This window comes from Desulfobacter hydrogenophilus (assembly GCF_004319545.1).
Taxonomy (GTDB): domain Bacteria; phylum Desulfobacterota; class Desulfobacteria; order Desulfobacterales; family Desulfobacteraceae; genus Desulfobacter; species Desulfobacter hydrogenophilus.
In genome coordinates, this window is the sequence record NZ_CP036313.1 from 179,757 (window position 1) to 195,520 (window position 15,764).

The window sequence follows — 15,764 nt, forward strand, 5'->3', positions numbered from 1 at the left end:
ACTTGACCGGATAATATATACCTTGTATTAATAGGCAGATGAAAAGTCGAATTAAAATATGGCTTCATTCAGGGGATAGTTCAAGGATCAAAGAAATTTCGCTTAGAAAATCATTTTTACTTTGTTCTATGTTTCTCTTCCTATCCTGCGTCGGGATAGTATCCTACTTCGGCTATGATTACTATTTGCTTAAGCGGACTGAGCGTGATAATGGCGTACTATTTGAAACCATCACCGCCCAAAAAACTGAACTTGAAGACCAGAGACGCCAAATTCAGATGTTTGCCGGAGAAATTCAGGGATTAAAAGAGCAGATCACAAAACTTGGACAATTAGAGAATCAGGTACGTCTTATTGCAGATATCGACAAATCAGGACGATCATCAGGCTTTTTGGGCATCGGTGGCGTATCGAAAACCGATCTTGATCAAGAAATCCCCCTTAACACCCACCATAACGCTCTGATACGGGAAATGCATCATCAGGTAAAACAGATCAAATCGGTTGCTGATAAAGAAAAACTTGATTTCAATGACCTGATTGACCAACTGACGAAAAAGAAAAACCTGCTGGCCTCCTCCCCATCCATCAAGCCGGTCTCAGGTGTTATCACCTCGCCCTTTGGTTACCGTAGATCTCCTTTCACCGGAAGGAGAAGCTTTCATTCAGGCCTTGATATCTCCAACCGAATAGGTACTAAAATTGTTTCAACTGCGACCGGAAAAGTGGTATTTGCCGGAAGAAAAACTGGATACGGAAAGGTTGTCGTTATTGACCACGGATATGGAAAAGCAACCAAATATGCACATTTAAGAGACATCCTCGTTCATAAAAGCCAACAGGTCAAACGAGGGGAAGCAATTGCCACATTAGGCAATACCGGTCGAACCACCGGCCCCCATCTTCACTATGAGGTTCTTGTCAACGGTACACCTGTCAACCCCTCAAAATACATCCTCAATTAGTGTATAGAGGTTTATTGTTCGTTGTTTCACCACCTGCTCAAAAAAAATTTGTATCTATTGAGAAATAAGCATGTTTGTTCAAATTCAAATCGGATAAAAATTTTAACTACAGTCATACACAACATATTTACGAAGAACTCTCCTTCGAGTCCGAGGATTAAAAATTTCATCCAACGAGTTCGAAAAAGAACTCTACTCAAAATCGGGCAAAAAACTTATTTCTGAATGAACACGAATTATTTTTTTCTTTTATTTCCTATAAGAATGCTTATATGTTGTACTGACAAATTAAATGACCTCATAATATAAACAGGCAGCGTTTACATGGTACTCAATTTTCTTACTAAACTCTTCGGATCCAACAATGATAGGATACTTAAAAAAATTCAGCCTATTATTGACCAGATAAACGAATTTGAACCCCAAATCCAGGCTTTATCGGATATCCAAATCGGTGAAAAAACAACTGAGTTTAAAAACCGTCTGGCAAAGGGAGAAACCCTGGACGACATTCTTCCCGAAGCTTTTGCCCTGGTCAGGGAAGCGTCGGTGCGTACCCTTGGACTTCGCCATTATGACGTCCAGCTCATTGGCGGCATTGCATTGCACCGCGGGACCATTGCAGAGATGAAAACGGGTGAAGGTAAAACCTTGATGTCCACCCTACCCGCTTACCTGAATGCCCTTTCGGGCAAAGGCGTTCACATTGTTACGGTCAATGACTATCTGGCCAAACGTGACGCTGAATGGATGTCCCAGGTGTATGATTTTTTAGGACTGAGCGTAGGGGTAGTTCTTCATGACCTGGATTCCCAGGAACGCAAACAGGCCTATGCCGCAGACATCACATACGGCACTAATAACGAATTTGGTTTTGACTACCTGCGGGACAACATGAAATTCGACCCCGAAGAGCTGGCCCAGGGAAATCTAAACTTTGCCATTGTGGACGAGGTGGACTCCATTCTCATTGACGAGGCAAGAACCCCGTTGATTATTTCAGGCCCGGCTGAAAAATCGACCCATCTGTATACCCAGATCAACACGATTATCCCGGCATTCGAAAAAGATACCGACTATACCCTGGATGAAGAATCAAAAACCGTGTCCCTTACCGAAGACGGCATTGCAAAGGGTGAAGAGCTGCTCAATGTCGATAATCTTTATGATCCGGCCAATATTGAACTTTTGCACCACCTCAACCAGGCTTTAAAGGCCCATGTAATTTTCAAACGTGACACAGACTACATTGTAAAAAATGACCAGGTTATCATTGTAGATGAATTTACAGGCCGGCTTATGAGTGGCCGGCGGTACTCGGAAGGTCTTCACCAGGCCCTTGAGGCCAAGGAGGGGGTTAAAATTGAAAATGAAAACCAAACCCTTGCCTCCATCACCTTTCAGAACTATTTTAGAATGTATGACAAACTGTCTGGCATGACCGGAACAGCGGAAACGGAAGCAGAAGAATTTAAAAAGATTTATAATCTTGATGTGCTCGTCATTCCGACAGACAAGCCCATGGTCCGTGAAGACCGGGCAGATCTTATCTACAAAACCCAGAAGGAAAAATACGATGCCGCCATCCAAGAGATCATCCGGCTGCATAAAAAAGGACAGCCTGTACTGGTGGGTACCATTTCAATTGATGTCTCAGAAGCCCTAAGCGAAAAGCTCAAAAAAAAGGGGATTAAGCATGCTGTTCTCAATGCTAAGCATCACAAAGAAGAGGCGGAAATTGTGGCCAATGCCGGCCAGAAAGGCGCTGTGACCATCTCCACCAACATGGCCGGCCGTGGTACTGACATAAAACTAGGAGAAGGGGTTAAAGCGCTTGGTGGCCTTCATATTCTCGGCACATCCCGCCATGAATCCCGGCGTATTGACAACCAGTTACGGGGTCGGTCCGGGCGCCAGGGCGACCCAGGAAGCTCCCGGTTTTATTTGAGTCTGGAAGACGATCTGCTCAGAATTTTTGGCGGTGATCGTATCCATTCCGTAATGGACCGGCTGGGCATAGAAGAAGGCGAGCATATTGAGCATAAATTTATTTCCAAAGCCATTGAAAACGCCCAATCCAAGGTGGAAGGACACAACTTTGAAATCAGAAAGCACCTGCTCGAATATGACGATGTCATGAACCAGCAGCGCGAGATCATTTACCGCCAGCGTCGTCAGGCACTGACAGCCAAAGATCTCAGACAGGTGACCCACGATATGATGGAAGATGTTTCCTATGACCTTTTGGAAGGATTCGTTTTAGACAAAACAGCAATCACGGAGTGGGACCTGGAAGGACTTTCGGCAGCGATCAAAAGTCAATTCAATATGGATCTGTCCTTAGATGAGCCTGTGCAAAAAGCTTTTTCGGCCGACCAGCTGGGGCAATTTATATTTGATGCAGCCCAGGCCCGATACCAGAGTAGAGAAGAGATGTACGGCCCTGAAATCATACGCCACGTTGAACGGTTTATTATTCTTCAGACCGTAGACACCCGATGGAAGGAACATCTTTTGAACATGGACCATCTAAAAGAAGGCATCGGCCTTCGTGGGTATGCCCAGCAGGATCCTTTGCGTATCTATAAAAAAGAAGGGTTCGATATGTTCCAGGACCTGATGAACCGGATCAAACAGGAAGTGGTGGATATCCTGTTTAAAATTCAAATCGCCTCCCCCAACCAGGTTGAAGAGATGAAGCAGGAAGAACAGCAGGACCTGACTTTTTCTTCCCATTCTGACGAATCCGCCCCCAAACAGCCGGTCAGGCGCTCATCTGAAAAGGTCCAAAGAAATGCCCCCTGCCCCTGCGGCTCAGGCAAGAAATATAAGAAATGCTGCGGGCAATGACAACCATGGGTCGGCCTCTGGTCTTTCAACCCAGACTCAACCCACAACAAAATATGAAATGTAATTTAACAACTTATTGGGACCTTTATATAAATCAATTGAACCCAAGGTTAAGGTATGACATCCACTGATTCCAAAACCCGACCCAAAGTATCCCATGATGCAAGTGAGGATCATCCGCCTATGTATAAAGTGCTTTTACACAATGATGATTATACAACCATGGATTTTGTGGTGGATATTCTGGTCCGGGTATTCGGAAAATCTCTTGAAAAAGCCACACAAATAATGCTTAATGTACATAATAAGGGGAAAGCCGTGTGCGGTATTTATCCCCGGGAAATAGCGGAAACAAAAGTTCAGACAGTGCATAATCTGGCAAGCAGCAAAGGGTTTCCCTTAAAAAGTACAATGGAAAAGGAGTAAATGGTATATGATCAGCAAAGAACTATCCACAGCTCTCGGGTTTGCCGTTCGGGAAGCAAAAAAAAGAAGACATGAGTACGTATGTGTCGAACATGTTCTTTACGCCATTGTCAATCATGAATCCGGTTTTGAAACCATTGAAAAATGCGGGGGCAGCCCTGATCACATCAAAGAGGATCTTGAAAAATTTTTTGATGAGAAACTAACCAAAATAGAGACCAGTGAAGAGTATGTACTCCAGCAGACCATCGGTTTCCAACGAATGATTCAGCGAGCCATTAATCATGCCAGATCCGCTGAAAAATCTGAAGTAAATCTCGGGGATATCCTGGCATCCATTTTTCAGGAAAAGGATTCCCATGCAGCCTTTTACCTGGAATCCGAAGGCATTACACGCATCGATGTACTCAGGCTCATCTCCCATGATGGAGATAAAGAAAAAAAAGAGTTGCCTAATGAGGACAAGCCCCAGCAACTTTTCCAGCATGCCGACCCAAAACCCAAGCGCCAGAAGAAAAAAGATCCGCTGGCGTTATTTACTTCAGATCTGATTAAGCGGGCCCAGGACAATAAAATTGATCCCCTTATCGGTAGAACGCTTGAAACCGAGCGGGTGATGCAGGTCCTTTGCCGACGGCGGAAAAACAATCCCATCCTTGTGGGGGATCCCGGCGTTGGAAAAACTGCCATTGCAGAAGGCCTGGCATTGAAAATAAATGGCAAAACCGTGCCGGATCTGCTTCAAAACTGTGAATTGTACTCCCTGGATATGGGCGCTCTTTTAGCCGGCACCAAATACAGGGGCGATTTTGAACAGCGACTCAAAGACGTCATTTCCGCTTTGGAAGAAAAGGAAAATGCGCTTTTGGTGATTGATGAAATTCATACGGTTGTGGGTGCCGGTGCCACCACATCAGGCTCCATGGATGCCTCCAACATCCTCAAACCGGCCTTATCCTCCGGAGACATCAAGTGTCTTGGTACTACCACCTATGAGGAGTACAAAAACCATTTTGAAAAAGACCGGGCCTTCTCCAGACGGTTTGAAAAAATAGAAGTTTCAGAGCCCAGCGTGGAGGAAACCACCGAGATTCTCAAAGGTCTACGCACCTGCTACGAAGAACACCATGGCCTGAAATACCCGGATAAAACCATTGAAGCTGCGGCCTACCTGTCAGATAAATACATCAATGACCGATTCTTACCGGATAAGGCCATTGACGTTATCGACGAGGCCGGTGCCTTTTTAAAGCTTACGGCAAACGGCCGGCGTAAAACCGTCAGTCCTAAGGATATTGAAAAAATTGTGGCTAAAATAGCCAAAGTGCCGGTTTCCAGTGTGACTGCGACGGACAAGTCGTCCCTGGAATCTTTGCCCGGCAAACTGCTCAACGTTATATTTGGCCAGGATGATGCCATCGAAACCTTGACCACAGCGATCAAAAGATCCCGGGCCGGACTTGCAGCGCCGGACCATCCCATTGGTTCTTTTCTTTTCATGGGTCCCACAGGGGTTGGCAAAACAGAAGTGGCCAGGCAGCTGGCCGACAACATGGGCATTAAATTCCTACGCTTTGACATGAGCGAATACATGGAAAAACATGCCGTTTCCAGACTTATTGGTGCGCCTCCAGGGTATGTAGGGTTTGAACAAGGCGGCATTTTAACCGACAGCATCCGAAAACACCCCCATTGCGTGCTTCTTCTGGATGAAATTGAAAAGGCCCATATGGACCTTTACAACATTCTGCTCCAGGTTATGGATTATGCCACCCTTACTGACAATAATGGTAAATCCGCTGATTTCAGAAATGTGATCATTATCATGACATCCAATGCCGGTGCCAGGGAAATGAGCACCAACAGCATCGGGTTTGGGTCCCAAAACGCCAATTCCGATTCCCAAGGCATAAAAGCGGTGAAAAACACTTTCAGTCCGGAATTTAGAAACCGCCTTGACGGTATTGTCCAGTTTAACCATTTATCTAAAAAGGTGATGGAACTGATTGTGGACAAAAACATGAAGGAACTCAAAGCCATGCTCAGTGACCAGGGTATTTCTTTAAGCTATTCAGCCGGTGTCCGGACTCATCTGGCCAAGAAAGGCCATGATCCCAAATTCGGTGCCAGACCCCTGGCCCGTCTAATCCAGACCGAAATCAAAGACAAGCTCACCGATGAAATTCTTTTCGGACAGCTTGCAAAAGGGGGAAAACTCTCGGTGGGCCTAAAGGACGGTAAACTAACATTTAATATCAAATCGGCCTGATGCCCCTTTTCAGGTTATCTGAAAAAATTGAATTCCCGCCGGCTTGGCTGGCGAGATCTGACGGTTTGTTATGTATTGGGGGAGACCTGTGCGCAAAGCGTTTGATCCTGGCATATAGAAACGGTATTTTCCCCTGGTTTTCCAACAGTGAACCCATTCTCTGGTGGTCCCCTGATCCCCGGCTGGTACTTTTTCCCTCCAAAGTAAGGGTGTCGAAAAGCCTAAAAAAAACCATTCGAAAGGCTTGCTTTTCCATTCGGATCAACACCGCCTTTGAACAGACCATTGTGGCCTGTTCACAACCCAGGCAGGACAAACCAGAAGGCACCTGGCTGGTGGATGAAATGATTGATGCCTATATCACGTTGCACAAAATGGGGATCGCCCACTCCGTGGAAGCCTGGCAGGGTGACCGGCTGGCAGGCGGCCTGTACGGGGTCAGCCTGGGAAAAACCTTTTTTGGAGAATCCATGTTTTCCCTTGTACCCAATGCATCCAAGGTCGCTCTTGTGGCCCTGGCCCGGGAACTTGACAGTCAGGGATTTGGGATGATTGACTGCCAGGTCACCTCCGGCCATCTGCTTCGCATGGGAGCCCAGGAAATAACCAGAAACTTGTTTCTTGATATTCTATACCACGGTGTCGATCAAAAAGTACCGGAGAGCCTGTGGCAGTTCGGACGACATCTTTTCCCCCAAAACAAAACAGATTCAGCCCCAAGTAGTTTTGCACATGCCGTATAAGCAATGTATTGCTTGTACCTTGACAACCCCGGGTCCATAGTCATTATTTGTTTAGGTATTTTTTAAGCTAGGAGTATTATATGTTGTTCAGACTATTTTTATGTTTTACCCTGATCCCGGTGGCTGAATTATATATCCTTATCCAGCTTGGCGGTATTATCGGCGGATTAAACACCATAATTCTTGTCATTCTAACCGGATTCATTGGTGCCTATCTTGCCCGGATGGAAGGGTTAAACACCATGTTAAAAGTTCGCCAAAATTTAAACCAGGGAGTGATGCCGGCCGAGGAACTCCTGGATGCATTTATAATCCTTATTGCCGGATTAATGCTCATTACACCGGGTCTCTTAACGGACACAGCAGGCCTTTTGCTGTTATGGCCCCCCACTCGAAACAAACTTAAACGCTTTTTACGAAAAAAGTTTGACGAGATGGCTGCCAACGGGAGCATTAACATCACCCGATTTCATTGAACCGGTCAGGTAATCTGTATTCAATGGAAATAAGAAAACGCATCCTTGAAATGGTTCAAAAAAAGGAAAGCGATTTACCCACGCTCCCGGCTGTTGTGGATAACCTGATCCGGGCTGTTTCCAACGAAAATACGACCACCGAAACCTTAGCCAAAATCATTTCATATGACCTGGCTATGACCAATAAATTGCTCAAGCTTGCAAATTCTGTTTATTATGCCCAAAAAAATAAAGTCCAGACCGTTAAACGGGCCATTTCCGTTATCGGATTTGATGAAATCATCGGCATTGCACTAGGCATGGGCATCCTATCCAGCGTATCAGAAACGTCGAACCTAAGCCTTGATATGAAAGCATTGTGGATACACGGTATCGGCGTGGCCACGGCTTCAAAGCGGCTGGCAAAGCAGACCAATCCGGGAATTGCAGCAAAGATCTTTATCCCGGCCCTGCTCCACGATATGGGGAAAGTAATTTTTTCGATTTATTTTAAAAACGAATATAATGAAGTCCGGCAGTATGCACTGGAAAACAAACGTCCCCTTTATTTAAGTGAAAACAGTCTGTTAAAGCTTGATCATGCAGCATTATCCGCTCTTTTGATGACACGGTGGAATTTTCCTGCATCCATCATTCTGCCCTGCAGGTTTCATCATGCCCCGGAATCGGCGCCGGTTAAATACCGTCATCAGGCTATGATCATCAATCTTGCAAACTATCTTACACAGAAAGCCCAACTGGGTCATTCCGGCAATCCGGTACCTGTTACCATCAAAAATGCGTCCCAAAAAGTCGGCGTTAATGAATCCGGAATGATGCAGATGATAGGGTTGCTAAAGGCCCGAGAACCGCAGATCAAAGAATTTTTCAACATTACCACAGGCGTTGGCTGATCATTTGCTCGGCATCCATCGCGTTGGTCAAACCCCACAGACGTTATTTGTCAGATATCTTTAATCAACCGCTCTCCATTACATGCCCGGGCTGCCCTGTCAAACCCATCCAGGCTGTCCTCCAGGGCTTGGGCCAGCAGGGTACCCGCCGTATACGCCCTTGAATCACCCTGATGCTCTACGGCACAAAGCACATCCATGATACTCATGCACTCAATATCCATGGCCGGGGTATACCCGGTTGTATTGCCTCCAAGATTGACTGAATACAAAACATCCGCATTCATCAGAATTTCTAGAAGATAATGTACAATAGTCAAGGGCAGATTTAGTTCCCTTGCAATACGGATATCTGTGGCCGGGGGCTTTTTTTCGGCAAAACGCTGCACACATCCCTTGACAATTTCCAGCATGACAAGTTTTCTAGCCCGAATGCTCGTGGCATTTAAAGTCAGGTTCGGGGTTTTTTCATTTTCGATATTTTCCCACTCAAAAGCGATTTCCGTGCCGTAGAGCAGTACCCCCCAGGAGACCTGCAACCAAATCAGAAACATGGGCAATGCGGTAAAACTGCCATAGATGGCATTATAGCCTGTGACAAAAACCTGAAATTTCAAAAAGGCGGTCTGGATAATCTGAAACAGGGTGCCGGCAAACACCGCCCCTATGGCCGCTGCCCTGAAATTTATCTTTTTATGGGGTATGATCACATAAAAAAACATGAATAGCGACCAGGTGACCACATAGGGAACAATGCTGATAAAAAAAGAAATTATACCTTTAATGTCAATGGGAACGCCAAGATAGGCCCATAAGGATTCCAGACGTGGAATCATGAACAAATTCACGGATCCGGACAAAAGGGCGAGGAGTCCTGCAGCCAGTGCAATGGTCAGATAATCAGTGAGCTTTCTAATCAAAGGCCGGCCATCCCTGACCCACCAGATAGAGTTGAATGTATCTTCAATATGAAACATCAATTTAATCAGGGAGTATAAAAGAAGCAGAACACCCAGCACAGCCATGAGCCCGCCCTGGGTTTTTTCCAGCAGGTTATTGGAGAAAACCAGGATATTTTGGACAATCTCCTCATGGCCCTCAAACAAAGCCATCACCTCTGCCTCAAGGAACTGCCGGAACCCGAAGCCCTTGGCAATACCAAAGGCCATGGCCATAACAGGCACAATACTGAAAAGGGTATACAGGCTCAAAGCCGATGCACGCAGCGCACAACTGTCCCGTTGATACCCCCTAGCCGCTCTGTAAAGCACCCGGATGGCCTTGACCCTAAATGACTCAAAGGAAAAGGGAAAGGATATAATCGGCTTCATTTCCGCTTCAGCCATACCTCCAGGCGTTTTAAGCCTTCCTGTGTGGAGATTTTCGGCACATAGCCCAGGTCTTTTTTTGCCCGGCTGATATCAAACCAATGGGAGGTGGCAAGTTCCTTTGCAGCAAACCGGGTCATGGGGGGATCCTTTTTAATTCCAAAGGTTCGATAAATGAATTCAAAGAGCCACCCGGCCACATAAGCAGTCCTTCCGGACACATGCCCTTTAATGGGCGGCAAGCCTGCGGCAGCCAGAAACGCATTGGCCAAGGTCCATTTGGACATGGGCTCATCCTGGCTGATAAAATATATGTTTCCAGACAAATCAGGATTTTTGGACAACTTTTCAGCTGCCAGGATATGGGCATCGGCTGCATTGTCCACATAAATGGTGTCCACAAGATCCGTATCCGGACCAATGATTTTCAGCCGTTGCGCCCTACTAATAATACCCGGCACCAGGTGACTATCTTCCGGTCCCCAGATCAAATGGGGTCTCAAAATGATGACACAAAGCCCCTGCCCCGCCGCTTTAATTACCTCTTTTTCTGCCAGCGCTTTGGTTTCAGGATAGGGGGCCAGATATTTATTCGGATAAGGGGCCCACTCATTTGCCCCGTGCATATCCTTATCATCAAACACCACAGAAGGTGAACTGGTATGAATCAGCTGACTCACCTTATTTTTCATGCAGGCGTCAATGACATGCACAGTTCCGGTTACATTAATACGGAAATATTCATCATAAGCGCCCCATATACCGGGTTTTGCCGCAGTATGAAATACGGTGTCCATGCCTTTTAAGGCATCGGCCACAGCATCGGCATCAGCAAGGTCCCCCTGAATCTGGAAAGCGCCCAGTTTATCCAGTTCCGAATACCGGGACCGGGAAAATGAAAAAACATGCTCCCCTTTATCCACTAATTTTCTGACCAGCGCCTTGCCCAAAAAACCGCCACCGCCAGTGACCAGGGTATTTCCCAAACTCATTTTTTCTTCCCCTGCTTATTCGAAAGTTTATAAATATTTACTTGACAAGGTGCAGCTTTTTTTATAAAAGTAACTCGCCTTTCAGCTGAGCGGGAATAACTCAGTGGTAGAGTGCGACCTTGCCAAGGTCGAAGTCGCGGGTTCAAATCCCGTTTCCCGCTCCATCTTTTTTAAATTCACTTAAAAATCCAACTTGATACCTAAATCATTTTCCTGTGCAAATTCATAAATTGTGGATGCCACTGTCAGGTCAAACAGAGCCATGCCCACAGACTTGAAAAATAAGGTGCCGAAAGCCGGATTATTTTTTTGTTCAGTGGTCAAAGGTTCACGGACAAGGTGTGCAAAGGCAAGTAAATCCGAGTCTTTAACAATGCCGTGTTCCAAGGGTTGGCTCAAATCACCGCACTCCTTTGACGCAAAGGGGGTATCCACAAAAACACGGTCTGCTGTTTCAATGACGGCATCAGGAAACTCTTTCATATCAGGCCTGAATGATCCAATAGAGATAAAAGTTTTCCCCTTTACCAGCTTGGGATCATTGCTGAACACAGGCGTTTTGCTTGTTGTGGCGGCTACGACAAGTTCACAGGCCTTGACCAGACTGTCCGCAGTCTGTGCGACCTTAAAGTTTACATCAGGATACGCCGTTGCAAGGACTGCGACCCTTGCAAAGGCAGCCTCGGGAGAACGATTAAAAATCATCATCTGCTTTACCCTACGATTGAGCAGCAGGTACCGGGCCTGGGCCAGCCCCTGGACACCCGCCCCAATCACACCGGCCGTTTCGATGTTCTCACGGGTTAAAATCTTAATAGCAAGCCCGCCCACAGCACCAGTGCGCTCGGCCGTCAAAGCAGCCCCGTCCATGACAGCCAGTGGCATACCGGTTTTATTATCCGCCAGGGTCATGATCCCGTTGACAGCCGGGGCCCCAAATTGAGAAGCGCCTGGGAAAACAGACACCAGCTTGGTGGCAAAATAGTTGTGTTCAAAACAGGGCATCAATAAAAGGGTGTTACCGCCGTCCTCAACATGAATTCGGTCAGGCATCGTGTAGTTTTGATCTAGTAGCAACTCGTAGGCATGAAAAATAGCGTTCAGAATCAGGGACCGGTCAATTTTTGCAATATCTTTTTTGCCAATATAAAGCACGTTATTCGCCTCAAACATTTAATAATTACAAATTTCACATATCATAGACATAAAAAAAAGGCCATGGGAACCACGGAAGGTATGCCTTATGAAACATTTATGCTACAACCAGTCCATTATTAATACAAACGTGGGAAATAATTATGAGCAAAAAACAAGAACAGGTCTTATGCATCGACCGAAAAACCCTTCCGGCATCCTGGGTCACCCAAAGAACCGTCCTTTCAATGGATTTTCCCACATTTGCCGCCACATGCACCAAAGCTAAATGTTCCTTTGTCCGCCGGGGCATTGCAGAAGAAGACAGACAAAAAAAACAGATCATTCCGTATATTCTTCTACAGACAGCTGATGGCGGCATGACTGCGGCCTACAACAGGCAAGGCAACGAAAAACGACTCCATGACCTATGGTCCATCGGGATCGGCGGCCATATCAACCCAGAAGACAGTGCGATAGGAACAGACAGCTTTGAAAGTATTTTAAAAAAAGGTATGCAAAGGGAACTGGATGAAGAACTGGCCCGGCGAGTTGCCGGTGATCCCATTGAATTCATAGGAATTATCAGTGAAGATATTACACCGGTAGGCAGCGTTCACATGGGGGCGGTATTTCTAATCAGAACACAAGACCCGGAAGGCTATCTGCCTGGAGATGAATTGCGCAGCTTTACCTGGCATGCAACACAAAAGCTCTCCCAGCTGAATTTAGAACTATGGTCCGAGCTATCCCTGGAACTTATCAATTCATTGAATCCAACACTTTAAGTGCAATAGAACCATTTTTTTTCAGCACCTTTGATCCCCTTGTGATTTTACACAGGCTAATACCGTATTTTTCAGCAATTTTTCGCTGGGTTATACCCGCATGCAGATCTTTTAAAAGCTTCCAGCGCAGAGAAAGGTCAGAAAGCTCCGCCGGTGTAAGAATTTCTTCAAAAAAAATTTCCAGTTCATCCTTATTTTTGATGGATAAAATGACTTCCAGTAATTCCTGATCTATACGCATATTTTTTTTTGCACCCTGGTGATCTATTTTTTTTCAGAAAATAAATGAACCCTGTAAATATGAACAGTTAGGCTGCCTTTGGTCCATTCATCGGCATCGAGCCCAGCCTTGATGCACAACTGAGATAAAAAGGAAACAGCGTCAGGCAATTGTTCCCAGACCTGGGGAAGAAAGGTCGCCTGCCTGCTTCCTTTTTTGATGATAACACCATCCTTGAACGGCACAAGCCCTTGGACCAACTCTTTTGCCGTACTGTATTCAAATTTTTCAGGCCGGGACAAAAGACTGATTTCCAGATCAACCTGGTCAAACTCATCCCTGGTAAGGGGTGCAAAACGCGAATCTTTGAAAGCAGCAAGTCTTGCGGTTTCCCCAACGCCTGTTTTCAAGGACTCAACCGGTTCTATTACACCAATACAGCCTCTTAAAGCACCGTTCTTATGCAGGGTCACAAACAACCCCAGTTTAATTTCCAGAAAGGATTGATCTATATTAATTTGCGTTTTATCCACAGGAAGACCAAGTTTCTCGGCAATACTAATGCGCGCCATCTTCAGCAGCATCTGCCCTTGTTTGTCACTTATCATTTATCCCGCCTCCTTGTTTACCTTTCCATTAATTATCACACCTTCTCTTTGGCGGTAAATATCCTTGAGACAAAAAGGCTTCAACCGTCTGGAGTACAAATCCGCTCCCTGGTACTTATATAGCTTTAATGCCGGACAATCTCCGGTAATATATTAGAAGCCATCTTAAAAAAATTTTAAGATGGCTTCTACAAACCGCCTAAAAACGCCAATAATCATTGATTTTGGGTTACTATTTCTTTAATTTTTCCTCAAAATACCTGTCCACCAGGGATTCGGCCAGTCCCAGGTATGTCTGAGGTGAAAGCGCCCTCATACGTTCTTTAACTTCAGGCGGCACCTTTTCAAGTCCGTCTACAAATCGGGCTAAATCCTCTTTCTGAATTTTTCTGCCCCGGGTCAAGTCTTTAAGCTGTTCATATGGATTATCCTCACCATATACCCGCATAACGGTTTGAAACGGTTCGGCCAGAAGTTCGGGATTATTGTCAAGATCCTTTTCAAGCGCCTGCTGGTTTAAATCTACTTTTGACAGACCCTTTATGGCATTTTTTATCCCAATGGTAAAATACCCGAATACGGTACCAAGGCTGCGTAGCACGGTGCTGTCACTCAAGTCCCTTTGGAACCGTGATTTCTGCAGTTTAACCGACAAATGCTCCATCATGGAAATCGCCAGGCCCATATTACCCTCACTGTTTTCAAAATCAATGGGGTTGACCTTATGGGGCATCGTGGATGATCCGGTTTCACCCTCCTTAACCCGCTGGTTGAAATATCCGAAACTGATATACCCCCACATGTCACGGTCGAAATCAATCATTACCGCCGCGACCCGGACCATGGCATGAAGCATCCTGGACAGAGCCGTATTTGGATTGATCTGGGTGGTGTATAAAATGGGTTCAAGGCCCAGGTAATCCCGGATAAACCGTTCAGAAGCAGCCATCCAGTCAATTTCGGGAAACGCAAACACATGTGCGTTGTAATTGCCCGTGGCCCCGTTTATTTTTGCCTGGATCACAGTGTTTTCCAGAACCTGAATTTCCTGATTCAAACGCCAGGCAAAATTGATAAACTCCTTTCCCGGGGTCGTAGGGGTAGCAGGTTGCCCGTGGGTGCGGGACATCATTGGGATACTTTTATAAAGCAGGGCTTTTTTCTCAATTTCCGCCACAAAGGTTTTGAGCAGTTCTACCACCAGGTCCTTGCCTTTTTTAAGCATCAGTCCGTATGACGTATTGTTAATATCTTCGGACGTGCATGCAAAATGAACCCATTCCCGTATTGGGGCCAGCCCTGTCGCATCCAGTTTTTCTTTAATAAAATATTCCACGGCCTTTACATCGTGGTTAGTCCGGGACTCTATCTCCTTAACCCTGAGCGCATAATCTTCATTGAAATCATTTATAAAAACGTCCAGACCTGATAAGTCCAAGGTCTGGTCAGCCTTTATCAGCTCATGGACCTTCAAATCCGTGATTAGAAATTTCAGCCACTTAAGTTCAACATGAATCCTGTGATGAATCAGTCCGGATTCACTGAAAATATTTGAAAGAACACCAGTAAGACGGGCATAACGTCCGTCTATGGGTGTGATGGATAACACCTGTTTCATTTTCTCTCCATAAATAAATAATTATGTTGATTTTGCAATAAAACACAATAACAGATCAACCTTATCTTGACAATCCTGAAGGATTTAAAGTATTTTACGAACCTGTTTTTATTAATCTTTCAAGAAGCGAGCTTTGTGTGCCGCAGGAGTAAATAGTTATTATGGCACTGACCAAAACGATTATTGCAGAAAAAATACAAAATGAATTAGACCTGTCAAGAACCTTTGCCTATGATGTCATGGAAGAATTTCTTGAAATCATAAAAGAGACCATTTCAAATGGTGAAGATATTATGATTTCAGGTTTCGGCAAATTTTGTGTAAATGAGAAAAAAGCAAGAAAAGGACGCAACCCGGCAACGGATGAAGAGATGACGCTTCCGGCCAGACGGGTTGTCACATTTAAATGTTCCGGAAAACTCCGGGATTTGATCAATTCGGATATCCAATAGCA

At 45.4% G+C, this 15,764-nt stretch carries 15 protein-coding genes and 1 tRNA gene; 10 read left to right on the top strand and 6 right to left on the bottom strand.

Annotation, left to right across the window (positions count from 1 at the left end):
- Window positions 1–185: 185 nt before the first annotated feature.
- From EYB58_RS00850 to EYB58_RS00880, 7 genes are all read left to right on the top strand, one after another.
- On the top strand, window positions 186–965 hold the full coding sequence (locus EYB58_RS00850) for a M23 family metallopeptidase (protein ID WP_242637509.1): 780 nt from the start codon (window positions 186–188) through the stop codon (window positions 963–965).
- A gap of 324 nt (window positions 966–1,289) precedes the next feature.
- Window positions 1,290–3,815, top strand: a complete 2,526-nt coding sequence (gene secA / locus EYB58_RS00855; RefSeq protein WP_111954178.1) for a preprotein translocase subunit SecA — start codon at window positions 1,290–1,292, stop codon at window positions 3,813–3,815.
- Window positions 3,816–3,932: 117 nt separating this feature from the next.
- On the top strand, window positions 3,933–4,241 hold the full coding sequence (clpS, locus tag EYB58_RS00860) for an ATP-dependent Clp protease adapter ClpS (protein WP_111954180.1): 309 nt from the start codon (window positions 3,933–3,935) through the stop codon (window positions 4,239–4,241).
- Between the two features lie 7 nt (window positions 4,242–4,248).
- Window positions 4,249–6,510, top strand: coding sequence for an ATP-dependent Clp protease ATP-binding subunit ClpA (clpA, locus tag EYB58_RS00865; RefSeq protein ID WP_111954182.1), 2,262 nt, complete (start codon window positions 4,249–4,251; stop codon window positions 6,508–6,510).
- A complete protein-coding gene (gene aat / locus EYB58_RS00870) occupies window positions 6,510–7,253 on the top strand; it encodes a leucyl/phenylalanyl-tRNA--protein transferase (protein ID WP_111954184.1) in 744 nt (247 codons plus the stop codon). The genes clpA and aat overlap by 1 nt, the downstream gene beginning before the upstream one ends.
- A gap of 80 nt (window positions 7,254–7,333) precedes the next feature.
- The gene (locus EYB58_RS00875; RefSeq protein ID WP_111954186.1) at window positions 7,334–7,729 is read left to right on the top strand and encodes an FxsA family protein; all 396 of its coding nucleotides are present in this window, start codon (window positions 7,334–7,336) and stop codon (window positions 7,727–7,729) included.
- Between the two features lie 23 nt (window positions 7,730–7,752).
- A complete protein-coding gene (locus EYB58_RS00880; protein WP_111954188.1) occupies window positions 7,753–8,622 on the top strand; it encodes an HDOD domain-containing protein in 870 nt (289 codons plus the stop codon).
- Between the two features lie 50 nt (window positions 8,623–8,672).
- On the opposite strand, the gene EYB58_RS00885 is transcribed toward EYB58_RS00880, so the two are convergent.
- Both EYB58_RS00885 and EYB58_RS00890 read right to left on the bottom strand, forming a co-directional pair.
- On the bottom strand, window positions 8,673–9,968 hold the full coding sequence (locus tag EYB58_RS00885; RefSeq protein ID WP_111954190.1) for a YihY/virulence factor BrkB family protein: 1,296 nt from the start codon (window positions 9,966–9,968) through the stop codon (window positions 8,673–8,675).
- Window positions 9,950–10,942 (bottom strand): NAD-dependent epimerase/dehydratase family protein, encoded by a 993-nt coding sequence (locus EYB58_RS00890; RefSeq protein WP_111954192.1) that lies wholly within the window; start codon window positions 10,940–10,942, stop codon window positions 9,950–9,952. Before EYB58_RS00890 ends, EYB58_RS00885 begins: the two co-directional genes overlap by 19 nt.
- Window positions 10,943–11,031: 89 nt before the next feature.
- On the opposite strand from EYB58_RS00890, the gene EYB58_RS00895 reads away from it, so the two are divergent.
- Window positions 11,032–11,106: transfer RNA gene (locus tag EYB58_RS00895), tRNA-Gly, on the top strand.
- Window positions 11,107–11,122: 16 nt separating this feature from the next.
- Here the strand turns inward: EYB58_RS00895 and EYB58_RS00900 are convergent.
- Window positions 11,123–12,097 carry an ornithine cyclodeaminase family protein gene (locus EYB58_RS00900; protein ID WP_163354284.1) on the bottom strand — a complete coding sequence of 325 codons (975 nt, stop codon included), beginning with the start codon at window positions 12,095–12,097 and terminating at the stop codon, window positions 11,123–11,125.
- 143 nt (window positions 12,098–12,240) lie between these two features.
- Here EYB58_RS00900 and EYB58_RS00905 point away from each other — a divergent pair, with 143 nt between their 5' ends.
- Window positions 12,241–12,864 carry a phosphoesterase gene (locus tag EYB58_RS00905; protein WP_111954196.1) on the top strand — a complete coding sequence of 208 codons (624 nt, stop codon included), beginning with the start codon at window positions 12,241–12,243 and terminating at the stop codon, window positions 12,862–12,864.
- On the opposite strand, the gene EYB58_RS00910 is transcribed toward EYB58_RS00905, so the two are convergent.
- The 3 genes from EYB58_RS00910 to purB all read right to left on the bottom strand — a co-directional run bounded on the left by EYB58_RS00910 (window position 12,839) and on the right by purB (window position 15,310).
- Window positions 12,839–13,105, bottom strand: coding sequence for a Trp family transcriptional regulator (locus tag EYB58_RS00910; RefSeq protein ID WP_111954198.1), 267 nt, complete (start codon window positions 13,103–13,105; stop codon window positions 12,839–12,841). The genes EYB58_RS00905 and EYB58_RS00910 overlap by 26 nt on opposite strands.
- Before the next feature lie 23 nt (window positions 13,106–13,128).
- The gene (amrA, locus tag EYB58_RS00915) at window positions 13,129–13,692 is read right to left on the bottom strand and encodes an AmmeMemoRadiSam system protein A (protein ID WP_111954200.1); all 564 of its coding nucleotides are present in this window, start codon (window positions 13,690–13,692) and stop codon (window positions 13,129–13,131) included.
- A 232-nt stretch (window positions 13,693–13,924) separates the two neighbouring features.
- Complete coding sequence (gene purB, locus EYB58_RS00920) at window positions 13,925–15,310, bottom strand: adenylosuccinate lyase (RefSeq protein WP_111954202.1); 1,386 nt, start codon at window positions 15,308–15,310, stop codon at window positions 13,925–13,927.
- A gap of 161 nt (window positions 15,311–15,471) precedes the next feature.
- On the opposite strand from purB, the gene EYB58_RS00925 reads away from it, so the two are divergent.
- Window positions 15,472–15,762 (top strand): integration host factor subunit alpha, encoded by a 291-nt coding sequence (locus EYB58_RS00925; protein WP_111954204.1) that lies wholly within the window; start codon window positions 15,472–15,474, stop codon window positions 15,760–15,762.
- Window positions 15,763–15,764 lie beyond the last annotated feature (2 nt).